The sequence below is a fragment of the Kitasatospora purpeofusca genome (assembly GCF_000718025.1).
Taxonomy (GTDB): domain Bacteria; phylum Actinomycetota; class Actinomycetes; order Streptomycetales; family Streptomycetaceae; genus Kitasatospora; species Kitasatospora purpeofusca.
This window is the reverse complement of record NZ_JODS01000003.1, coordinates 391,008-401,775: the sequence shown is the minus strand read 5'-3', so window position 1 is coordinate 401,775 and position 10,768 is coordinate 391,008. Positions and strand designations below refer to the sequence as shown.

Here is a 10,768-nt window from a genome sequence, read left to right as displayed (position 1 = left end):
CGCGCGGGGCCGGACCGCCCGCGCCCGCCCGGAGCACGACGGGGAGCCCCGGAAACGAAAGAACCCCCGGCCACCAGGGCCGGGGGTTCTCTTCTGGTGCGCTCAGCAGGATTCGAACCTGCAACCTCTTGATCCGTAGTCAAGTGCTCTATCCGTTGAGCTATGAGCGCAAGTGCCGGACGGATCCGGTCTTGCGGGGTTTGGTGCGCTCAGCAGGATTCGAACCTGCAACCTCTTGATCCGTAGTCAAGTGCTCTATCCGTTGAGCTATGAGCGCTCGCCCCGGTGAACGTTCCAGCGGGGCGGTGCGGGGACAACATTACATGACCTGCGGCGAGGGGCGAAATCGATTGATCCGGGCACCTCGGGCGGCCCGCGGCGGCAGGCCGCGGACATGGGAAGAGCCCCGCCGACAAGATCGTCGACGGGGCTCTTCCGGCTGCGGAGGCTGAGGGATTTGAACCCTCGATCAGGAATAACCCCGAAACCGCATTAGCAGTGCGGCGCCATAGACCGGACTAGGCGAAGCCTCCTCCACATGGACCAACCCCGCGTGCGCGGAGCCGTTCCCTGTGCCTGTGATGATGCCACAACCCGGGGGCCCGGCACCAACCGCCGACAACGTTACTAGGCGGGTCGTCCTCGCCGCAAAGAAGAATGAGATACTGCCCTCTCCGGAGAGAGCTGCCCTGAAGCCGAGGAGACCTGTCGACGTGAGCAGCAGGCCGATCCGAGGCGCTGCTCGCCTCGCCGCCATACTCGACGCCCTGCCCGATGCGTTGTTGCTGGTCAACAGCAACGGCACGGTCGTCGATGCCAACACCGCGGCCGTACAGGCGCTCCAGGCGCCCGGCACCTCACTGGTCGGCATGGGTGTGCTCGACCTCCTGCCGGAGTTCGACCCGAGCCGGATCCCCGGTTCGATGCGACCCGCCACCCGCGAGGACGAGGCGCTCGACCGCCCGGTCCGGATGACGGCCCGGCGCACCGACGGCAGTACCTTCCCGGTCGAGGTGTCCGGCAACGACTTCGACGACGACGGCTCCGGCGCGGGCGAGGGCCGGGGCTACGCGGTCTCCTCGCTGGTCCCCTACGACCCGTACCGCGAGGGTTCCCGCTCCTCCGACCTGCTCCTGCTGCTGGTCCGCGACCTGACCGGCCGGCTCGGCGTCGAGGCCGAGCTGCGCCGTCAGCACAAGCAGACCGAGATGATCCTGCGGGCCGCCGCCGAGGGCGTGCTCGGCGTCGACCTCGAAGGCCGCTGCGTGCTGGTCAACCCGGCCGCCGCGCACATCCTGGAGTACCGGGCCAGCGAGCTGGGCGGCCGTGAGCTGCACCCGCTGATCCAGCACTCCCGGGCCGACGGCACCCCGCTGTCGCTGGAGGAGTCCGCGCTGCTGGACACCCTGACCTCCGGCCGCAAGCACCGGGTGCGCGGCACCGTGCTGTGGCGCAAGGACGGCCGGCCGGTCACCGTCGACCTCACCACCGCCCCGGTCCGGGACGGCGACCAGTTGGTCGGCGCGGTCATGACCTTCACCGACCGCAGCCGCGAACTCGCGCTGGTCGCCCGCAACGAGCACCTCACCGCCGTCCTGGAGAGCGAGCTCGGCGGCGCGCTGACCGCGCTGCACCGACGGATCGACACCCTCGCCGCCGACCCGGCCGGGCAGCTCTGGCCGGAGGCCAACTGGACGCTGCGCCGGCTCGCCGACGAGTGCCGCCGGTTCGGCAAGCTGATCGACGGTGTGCTGGCCCACCAGCGCTCCGAGGCCGGCGAGAGCGCCGCCGCCGCGGCGGCCGCGGACGGCAAGGGCGGCGGGCCGAAGCCCGTCGAGCGGGTCCCGGTCGCCCTGGACAAGGTGGTCCGCCGGGCCGTCGAGCACGCGGGCGAGCTGGTCGGCGCCGGTCGGGTGCGGTTCTCCGTGCACGCGGCCGCCGTCGAGGTGATCGCCGACGAGCAGCGGCTCGCCCAGGCGCTGGCCCACCTGGTCGCGGACGTCAGCGGCGTCGGTCTGTCGCTGGACGCCGAGCCCGAGCTGCCCTCCCCCGGGCTCGCCGCCCCCGGCACCCCGGCCCTGCCGCCGGGCGGGGGCGACACCCCGGCCGTGGTGCTGGCCGCCGCCCAGCGCGGCGAGGTCGCCAGGGTGGAGATCCGCGGCCCCGGGCGCGGCGGCAGCCCCGTCCACCTGCCGATAGCCCGGGCGGTGGTCGAGCGCCACGGCGGGGTGCTCCAGCCGCACGAGCTGCCGGGTCGCGCCGGCACCACCTATGTCGTCGAACTGCCGCTGGACCCGGTCGCCGCGAAGGCCGCCGCCGAGCGCGCGGGCGCCGAGGGCCGCTCGGACCGGCCGAAGGAGAGCGACAGCGCCGTCCTGCCCGACCTGCCGGGCATCCCGCAGCTGCCCACCGCGCGCGCCGAGGAGCCGGCGGCCGGGGGCGGCTCGCCCTCCGGTCCCCGTCCGGCGGGCCCCGAGGCCGATCGCGGCTCCTCCGCCACCCCGGCGGACGGCACCGCCCGGGAGGGCGGGCGCGGTGACTCCGCGACCGCCGCCCCCGACGCTGCGCCGGCCGACCCGGCCGCCGAGCCCGGCACCGACCCGGCGCCGGTCGTCGAGCGCCGGGGCCGGCGCGGGCGCCCCGCCGTCGAGCAGCCGACCGCCGACCGCGGGACCGCCCAGGACGCCCCCGGCACCGGCGGCCGCCCGGACATCCCGGCCGACCAGTGGCCGAACGCCCCGGCCCGGATCGAGCGCGCCGTCCCCGAGCAGTGGAACGGCACCGGCAACGACCCCGCCTACGGGCGGCAGGGCCTCGGCGGCCCGAACGACCCGCAGAGCGACCCCTGGGGCAAGGACGACGGCCGCTCCGGCACCGCCTACGCCGTCCCGGTCGACGCCGGACACCCGACCCCGGCCCCGACCTCGGCCCCGACCTCGGGTGACGGAGCCGCCGGCCCGGACGGCGAGAGCCGGACCGCCGACGCTCCGGCCGGCCCGCGCACACCGATCGCCCTCGGCCCCGGCCCCTCCCCGGAGGAGCCGGCGGCCGGCCGGGGCGGTCAGGACGGCGCGGGAAGTCCGGACGAGTCCGGCTCCGAGCCCCGGCCGTCCCGGCGCCGCCGCGCGCTGCCCGGCAACGAGGACTCCTCCGGCGGCTTCGCGCTGCCCGGCGTTCCCGAGACCCCCGTGTACCCCGGGCTGGAGCACGCCCTGCCGGCGGGTCCGGCCCCGGCTCCGGCCGAGCCCGCCGGTCCCACGCCGACCGGCCGCCGCCGCCGGCTGGCCGTCCCGCCCGGTCCCGGCGGCGAGAACGGCGGCCCGGCCGCGCCCGACGGCGCCGCGGCGGGTGCGCCCGCCGCACTGCCCGCGCTGCCGTCGGCGGCCCCGGCCCTGCCGGACGGCGCCGTGCCCGGTACCCCCGGCGGCGACCGCCGCGAGGGCGGGGACGGACCGCAGCCGGTCGGCACCGGTCTGGGCGAGCTGGCCCCGCCGCGGCCGCTCGGCGGCACCGGCCTGCCCGGTGTGCCCGGCGGATCGGGACCGGGCGCCCAGGTGGGCCCGGGCGCCGCCGTCGTGCCCGCCCCCGCCGAGGCCCGGCCCGCGCCGAGACCGATGGCCGAGCTGCCCGCCGCGCCCACGCCGGCCGCCCCGGCGGCCCTGGCGATCGCCCCGGCGAGCGGCGGTCTCGAGTCCGGCGAGCGGCCGGTGCCCGCGCCCGCCCCCGACGGCGGACCGCGCCGGCTGCTGGTCTGGCCCGAGCCCGACCCGGCCACCAGCCAGGCGCTGCAGGACCGCGGCTACCGCCCGGTGATCGTCCGCTCCCGCGAGGAGGTGGACGCACAGGTCTCCGGATTCCCCGCCGCGCTCTTCGTCGACCCGCTGACCGGCCCGATCACCCGCACCGCGCTGCAGTCGCTGCGCACCGCCGCGCTGAACAGCCGGGTCCCGGTGGTGGTCACCGCCGGTCTCGGCCAGGCCACCCGGGACGCCGCGTACGGCGCCGACCCGGCCGTGCTGCTGCGCGCCCTCGCCCCGCGCGACGGCGAGAACCACGCCCCGCGCGTGCTGCTGGTCGAGAGCGATCCGGACATCGCCGTCGCGATGATCGGCAGCCTGGAGCGGCGCGGCATGCACGTCGAGCACGCGGTGGACGAGAACGACGCCGTCGCCCGGGCCAGCAGCGTGCAGCCCAACCTGGTGGTGATGGACCTGCTCCAGATCCGCCGCCGCCGGGTCGGCCTGCTGGACTGGCTGCGCGCCAACGACCGACTGCACCGCACCCCGCTGGTCGTCTACACCTCGGTGGACCTCGACCCGCGCGAGCTGCCCCGGCTGCGCACCGGCGAGACGATCCTCTTCCTCGCCGAGCGCTCGACCAGCGAGGACGTCCAGTCCCGGATCGTCGACCTGCTCGGGCGGATCGGCGCCATGGGCGAGGCGGGCGTCGCCGCGGCCGGCTGAGCACGCGGTACGGAACGACCTGGGCCGGCCACCCCCTCTGCGGGGGTGGCCGGCCCAGGTCGTTCCGGCGGGGGTGGCCCGCCGGGTGTTACTCCTTGCCGAGCAGCGTGACGTCCAGCTTCTGCTCCGCGTAGTCGGCGCGGATCACCTTCTTGTCGAACTTCCCGACCGAGGTCTTCGGCACCGCCTCGACGATCGCCCAGCGCTCGGGCAGCTGCCAGGACGCGATCCGCCCGGCCAGGAAGGTCCGCAGTTCCGGCAGCCCGACGGTGGCGCCCGGCCGCAGCACGACGGTCGCCAGCGGGCGCTCGCCCCACTTCTCGTCCGGCACGGCCACCACGGCGGCCTCGGCCACCTCCGGGTGCGCCATCAGGTGGTTCTCCAGGTCCACCGAGGAGATCCACTCGCCGCCGGACTTGATCACGTCCTTGGCCCGGTCGGTGAGCGTCAGATAGCCGTCCGCGGTGATGGTGCCGACGTCGCCGGTGCGCAGCCAGCCGTCCTCGGAGAACTTGTCGTCCGGGCGCTCCGGGTCCTGCCCGGCGCCGCCGTAGTACGCCCCCGCGATCCACGGGCCGCGCACCTCCAGCTCGCCCGCCGACACCCCGTCGTGGGGCATCCGCTCGCCGCCCGGGCCGATCAGCCTGGCCTCGACGGAGGCCGGGAAGATGCCCTGGCTGACCCGGTAGGGCCACTCCTCCTCCGGGGTCAGGCCGCCCGGCGGCTGGGCGAAGGAGCCGAGCGGCGAGGTCTCGGTCATGCCCCAGGCGTGGATGACCCGGATGCCGTGGCGCTCCTCGTACCCCTTCATCAGCGAGGGCGGACAGGCCGACCCGCCGATGACGACCATCCGCAGGCTGGAGGTGTCGTAGTCGCCGGCGTCCAGCTCGTCCAGCAGCCCGCTCCAGATCGTCGGCACGGCCGCGCTGACGGTGGGCCGCACGGCGGCGATCATCTCGGCCATCGGCTTGGGCTGGAGGAAGCGGTCCGGCATCAGCAGGTTGGCGCCGGACATGAAGGCGGCGTGCGGGATGCCCCAGGCGTTGACGTGGAACATCGGCACCACCGGCAGGGCGGTGTCGCGCGGGGTGAAGGCGAAGTTGTCGCCGGTGTTGACCTGGAGGCAGTGCAGGTAGACCGAGCGGTGGCTGTAGAGGACGCCCTTGGGGTCGCCGGTGGTGCCGGAGGTGTAGCAGAGCACGGCGGCCCGGCGCTCGTCGATGTCGGTGAGCCAGGGGTACTCGGTCGGCCGGTCGGCGATCAGCTCCTCGTAGTCGTGCACCCCGCCCTCGAAGCCGGCCAGCACCGAGCGGTCGCCCGGGCCGCTGACCACGATGTGCTTGAGCGTCGGGGCGAGCCGCGGCAGGACGGCGGCCAGCAGCGGGAGCACGGTGCCGTTGACGATGATCACGCGGTCGGCGGCGTGGTCGACGATGAAGGACAGCTGGTTCGCGGGGAGCCGCAGGTTGAGGGTGTGCAGCACCGCACCCATCGCCGGCACGGCGAGGTAGGCCTCCAGGTGCTCGGCGTTGTTCCACATCAGGGTGGCCACCCGGTCGTCCGCCGTGACGCCGAGCTCGTCCCGCAGGGCCCAGGCCAGCCGGGCGGCCCGCGCCCCGACCTCCGCGTAGGTCCGGACCACCGGTCCGGTGCCGTCCCAGGTGGTGACGGTCGAGCGGGCGTGGACGGTCGCCCCGTGCTCAAGGATTCTGGCGACGGTGAGCGGAACGTCCTGCATCGTGCTGAACACGGGTCCTCCTCGACCTGGGCTGCACTGCGGCGGTGCTGCCCCCTGGCCCGGCCGGAGACCGGCTACTGGGCGGTAATACGGGGCAGTAGAGCCCGATTGTGCCGCGCCGCACCCCCGCTGTCAGCATTCCGGCACAGTTGCCCCGATCACGGCCGCCGGGACGGGCGGGATACTGGGGGCATGGGTGACGGGCGTGACGACCGACGGGCGGGGCCGCTGCCGAGCGGGCTCCGGATGCCGTGCCCGTGCTGCGCGGAGGGTGTGCGGACGGAGGCGCGGATGGGCCTGCGCGCGGGCCGGACCGGCACCGGGCACATCCCGCAGACCTGCCGCCACTGCGGCGGCCTGGGCTTCCTGGGGCTCGCCCTGCGGGAGTGAGGCCGCCTCAGCCGGCCAGCGGGGCGTCGACCTGGTTGCGGTCGACGGTGAGCGTCGCGCCGCCGTAGGTCTCCTCGACATTGCCGCGGTACTGGTGGACGCGCTGGCGCCCGGCCCAGAGGTCCGGGCCGAGCGCCCCGCCGCCCACCGTGTCGGCCCGGTCGTCCCAGCGGGCGTACCAGAGGGTGTCGGGCAGCGGCGTGCTGCCGGCCCGGGCGGCCGCGGCGAGGTCGGCGATGCCGGAGTCGAGGCTGGAGTAGAAGCCGGAACCGTAGCCCGCCAGGTGCAGGGCCTGGGTCCAACCGAGGGTGAAGTCGACCACGGCCTGCCCGCAGGCCGGGTCGCGCAGGGGGTAGGCCTCGATGTCCAGGAAGACCGGGCTGCCCTTGCCGAGCCCGACCGCCTTGAGACCGCGGACCGCCTCGACCGCCTCCTCGCGGCCCTGCTGGACGGCCCGCGCGGGGTCGATCCGCTTCGGCTTGCGGCTCAGCTCGCTGCACGGCGCCTGGAGGCCGACGTGGACGGGCAGGAAGCGCCAGCCCATCGCCCTGGCCTGCCGCACCCAGTCCGCGCTGAGCCTCGGCTGGGCGCAGCCGCGCTGGCTGCCGCTGGTGTAGATGCCGACCGCCCCGTACGGCGAGGCGTCGCGCCAGGCCCGCATGGTCTCCAGCGGTGGCGCGGTGCAGGCGTCGAAGGCCGCGCCGGTGAAGAGGTCCCGGGCCCGGGCGGTCGGCGGGCCGATCCGGTCGGGCAGGACGGTGGCCCGGATCCGGGGGGCGGCGGCGACCACCGGCGCGGTCTCGTCGGCGCTCGCGCCCGGACCGCCGGCGGCCAGCAGCAGGACGAAGGAGGCGGCGGCGATGGCCGCGGGGCGGAGATAGCGCACGCCGCCTTGATACTGACGGAACGTCGGACAACCGCGGCAGCCGCGCCGCGTACGCCGGAAAAGCCCACCCTTTCGGACGCACCCGTCCGTATCCGTCCCGATATTTGTAACGAGCTTGCTGCCCGGTGGCTCCTTACGGCAAACTCGCCTCCATGCCCACGCCCCACCTCAGCGAAACCTCTGCCCCGACGACGGCCGCCGCCGTCGCCGAGGCGCTTGTCATGCCGCCCGCCCCCAAGGGCGAGCCCGCCGGCGAGCGGGGCGGCTGGCGACGAGGCGGGGCGCCCGCGGAGGGGCTGCCACCGGGCCCGCGAACCGGCCGACCGTCCGGCCGACGGTTCCCGAACTTCCTGCGGCGCCCGGAGAGCATCCCGGCGCCGCTGCTGTGTCTGACGGCGATGTTCCTGGTGCAGACCGGGATCGCGTTCTCCAAGCCGCTGTTCGGCCCGCTCGGGGTCAGCGGCACCACCTTCCTCCGGCTGAGCTTCGCGGCGGTCATCCTGCTCGCCGTCACCAGGCCCCGGCTGCGCGGGCTCCGGCCGCGCGACCTGGCCGCCGCGGGCCTGCTCGGCATGGCCTCGGCCGGGATGACCCTGCTGTTCGCCGGGGCGATCGACCGGCTGCCGATGGGCACCGCCGCCACCATCGAGTTCCTCGGCCCGCTCGCGGTGGCACTGTTCTTCGCCCGCCGTGCCAGCCATCTGCTCTGGGCGCTGCTCGCGGCCGGCGGGGTGGCGCTGCTGACGCTGCTCGGCGAGGGCGGGGAGGGCGGCGCCGGACTCGACCCGGTCGGCCTGCTCTGCGCCTTCGGGGCGGCGGCCTGCTACGCCGCGTACATCCTGTTCACGGACAAGGTCGGGGCGGCGTTCCAGGGCTTCCAGGGGCTGGCCGTGTCGATGACGGTCGGCGCGCTGGTGGTGGCGCCGTTCGGGCTCGGCGAGGCCTGGGACGGACTGTCCGCGCCGGACGCCTCGCCGCTGATGCTGCTGCTCGCGGTCGCCGGGGTGTCCCTGCTGCTGCCGGTGATCCCCTACGCGCTGGAGATGACCGCGCTGCGGCGGATGCCGCAGCGGGTGTTCAGCGTGCTGGTGAGCCTGGAGCCGGCGGTCAGCGCGCTGGTCGGGCTGGTGGTGCTCGGGCAGCTGCTGGGCGCGGCCCAGCTGGCGGGGATCGGCTGTGTGGTGGCGGCGAGCGTCGGGGCCACCCTGACCGGGCGGCGCTGAGCCGGGCGGCGCCGAGCCGGGCGGTCGGCGCCTGGACGCCGACCGCCGTGGTGCTTCAGGTACTTCCAGCGCTTCAGGTGCTTCGGGTGCCTCGGGTGCTTCGGGTGCTTCGGGTGCTTCGGGTGCCTCAGGGCCAGAGCAGGGTGCGCGACCACTCCGGGGTCAGCACCGGCCCGGTTCTGGTGTAGCGGAGGCGGACGTGGTGGCGCTCGGCCTCGCCCTGCCAGAACTCGACCTCGTGCGCCCACAGCGTGTAGACGGCGTGCCCGGCGGCGACCGCGTCCGGGGTGGCCTCCAGGCGGCGCCGGGCCACCGCCACCGCCTCCTCGTACTCGGCCGGCGAGGCCAGTGGCTCGCTCTGCCGCCCGACCAGCGCGCCGATCCGGGCGTCCGGGGAGCGGGTGGCGAACTCGGCCGCCGCGACCAGGTCGGCGGCCCGTTCGACGGTGCCGCGGACCCGCACCTGGCGGCCGAGCCGGGGCCAGTAGACGGTGAGCGCGGCCGCCGGGTGGTCGGCGAGCTGGCGGCCCTTGGGACTGTCGGCGGCGGCGGAGAACACCCAGCCGGTGCCGGCCGCGTCCACGTCGCGCAGCACCAGGACGCGGGCGTCCGGCAGGCCGTCGGCGTCGACCGTGGAGAGGGTGAACACCTGCGGGTCCAGCACCCCGGCGTCGACGGCGGTGGCGAGCCAGTCGACGAAGAGCGGGCCGGGCTCGGCCGGGGCCGCCCCGGTGTCGAAGCCCGGCAGCGGGCGGGCCATCGGCGGTCGGCCCAGCATCAGCTCGGGCACCGACCGGGGCTCGGGCCGCGTTTCCGGGCGCGGCTCCGGGCCCGACCCGGGACCGGGTACGGGCGTGGTCCCGCCCGGGCCGCTCAGGTCCTCGTCCTCGGCTGCCATCGCGCCCTTCCTTCCGGTTGCCGCCGCCGCAGCCCCTCGCCGGAAGGGCCGCCGGGGGGCGCCGGGCTCGGGGGTGCACTGTCGGAGCGCAACCGTACCGCCGCACGGTGACGAGTCAGGGCGCGGGCCCTGCACCGGCCCGCCCGTGCCCGCCCCCGGGAACGCCCGGCCCGCCCCCCCTGCCCGCCCGGACACGCCCGGACACGCCCGGCTCGTCCGGACACGCCCGGACACGCCCGGACAACGCCCGGACAACGCCCGAGGGCGGCACCGATGTTCGGTGCCGCCCACGGGACCGGTTCGCGGTGACCCTTTCCGCTGCCCGGTTGCGCGCTGTGCGATCCGTTCCGATCGCGGTTCTTCCGATCCACTTCGCGGTCCGCTCCGGACCCGTCGCGGGCGCTCAGCCCACCCGCGTCCGCCCCGGCCGGCCCCGGTGCTCCGTCGACGGCGCCCCCGCCGTCGACGGCTCCCGGTCGGCGCCGGCACCCGGGGCTCCCCGGTGCCCGATCGCCCGGGTGCTCAGCCGAAGATCGGCGCGAAGACGATGCTGTAGTTCTTGTTGGACTGACCGGCCAGGATGGTGCCCGAGTTGTCCTTCACCGCGAGGGTGTTGGCCTGGTTCGAGGCGCCGGAGCCGGTCGCCGTCTGCTGGTTCGAGATGTAGTTGCCGTCGACCGAGCCGAAGACGTTGCCCGTCCCGACGTTCGACACCACACCGCTGTTGGACCCGTCGTTGGCGAGCGCGCCGTTGTCGGCGGCGGCGGCGCCGGCACCGGCGAGCAGCAGTCCGGCCGCGAGCGGGGCCGCGAGCAGCACACCGGCGGTACGGCGGATTCGGTTGCGAGCCATGGGAGCCTCCAAGAAACGGTAATCGTGCAATGGGTGCGGGAGTTCGCCGGCCAGACGAACACCTGCGGGCTGCGACGCCGGGTCACAGACTTCCGCAACAAATCGACAAAGCACCACCTCCCGGTGCCCTTTTCGCCCTTTAGCGTGATATCCAGCAGCCCCGCGCATAACTGCGAGCGATCCTGGAAGCACGCCGACACACCGCCGCCGACCTGCGATGTCGCCCGAACGGTCGGATACGACCGAGTCTCCGGAGGAGGCGTGAAGGAGGCACACGGACAACCCGGCGCACCACCCTGGCGTGCGGCGGAACAAACA

7 protein-coding genes and 3 tRNA genes are annotated in these 10,768 nt (G+C 75.4%); 3 read left to right on the top strand and 7 right to left on the bottom strand.

From position 1 onward, the window contains the following. Positions 1–94 precede the first annotated feature (94 nt). The 3 genes from IF01_RS0107795 to IF01_RS0107785 form a co-directional block, all read right to left on the bottom strand. Positions 95–170: transfer RNA gene (locus IF01_RS0107795), tRNA-Arg, on the bottom strand. A 31-nt stretch (positions 171–201) separates the two neighbouring features. Further along, a tRNA-Arg gene (locus IF01_RS0107790) sits at positions 202–277 on the bottom strand. Positions 278–442: 165 nt separating this feature from the next. Then, positions 443–533: transfer RNA gene (locus IF01_RS0107785), tRNA-Ser, on the bottom strand. Between the two features lie 180 nt (positions 534–713). On the opposite strand from IF01_RS0107785, the gene IF01_RS0107780 reads away from it, so the two are divergent. Further along, entirely contained in the window at positions 714–4,463 is a 3,750-nt protein-coding gene (locus IF01_RS0107780) for a response regulator (RefSeq protein WP_063764162.1), read from the top strand. An 88-nt stretch (positions 4,464–4,551) separates the two neighbouring features. Here the strand turns inward: IF01_RS0107780 and IF01_RS0107775 are convergent, their stop codons facing one another. Then, on the bottom strand, positions 4,552–6,213 hold the full coding sequence (locus tag IF01_RS0107775; protein ID WP_030392553.1) for a long-chain fatty acid--CoA ligase: 1,662 nt from the start codon (positions 6,211–6,213) through the stop codon (positions 4,552–4,554). Positions 6,214–6,393: 180 nt separating this feature from the next. Here IF01_RS0107775 and IF01_RS48120 point away from each other — a divergent pair, with 180 nt between their 5' ends. Beyond that, a complete protein-coding gene (locus tag IF01_RS48120) occupies positions 6,394–6,591 on the top strand; it encodes a hypothetical protein (protein WP_149030314.1) in 198 nt (65 codons plus the stop codon). A 7-nt stretch (positions 6,592–6,598) separates the two neighbouring features. On the opposite strand, the gene IF01_RS0107765 is transcribed toward IF01_RS48120, so the two are convergent. Continuing rightward, positions 6,599–7,477 carry a DUF1906 domain-containing protein gene (locus tag IF01_RS0107765; RefSeq protein ID WP_051740523.1) on the bottom strand — a complete coding sequence of 293 codons (879 nt, stop codon included), beginning with the start codon at positions 7,475–7,477 and terminating at the stop codon, positions 6,599–6,601. Between the two features lie 152 nt (positions 7,478–7,629). On the opposite strand from IF01_RS0107765, the gene IF01_RS0107760 reads away from it, so the two are divergent. Further along, positions 7,630–8,700 carry an EamA family transporter gene (locus IF01_RS0107760; RefSeq protein WP_208624290.1) on the top strand — a complete coding sequence of 357 codons (1,071 nt, stop codon included), beginning with the start codon at positions 7,630–7,632 and terminating at the stop codon, positions 8,698–8,700. Positions 8,701–8,827: 127 nt separating this feature from the next. On the opposite strand, the gene IF01_RS0107755 is transcribed toward IF01_RS0107760, so the two are convergent. Continuing rightward, positions 8,828–9,598 (bottom strand): pyridoxine/pyridoxamine 5'-phosphate oxidase, encoded by a 771-nt coding sequence (locus tag IF01_RS0107755; RefSeq protein WP_233290074.1) that lies wholly within the window; start codon positions 9,596–9,598, stop codon positions 8,828–8,830. Between the two features lie 522 nt (positions 9,599–10,120). Further along, entirely contained in the window at positions 10,121–10,450 is a 330-nt protein-coding gene (locus IF01_RS0107750) for a hypothetical protein (RefSeq protein ID WP_030392549.1), read from the bottom strand. Between the last annotated feature and the right edge of the window lie 318 nt (positions 10,451–10,768).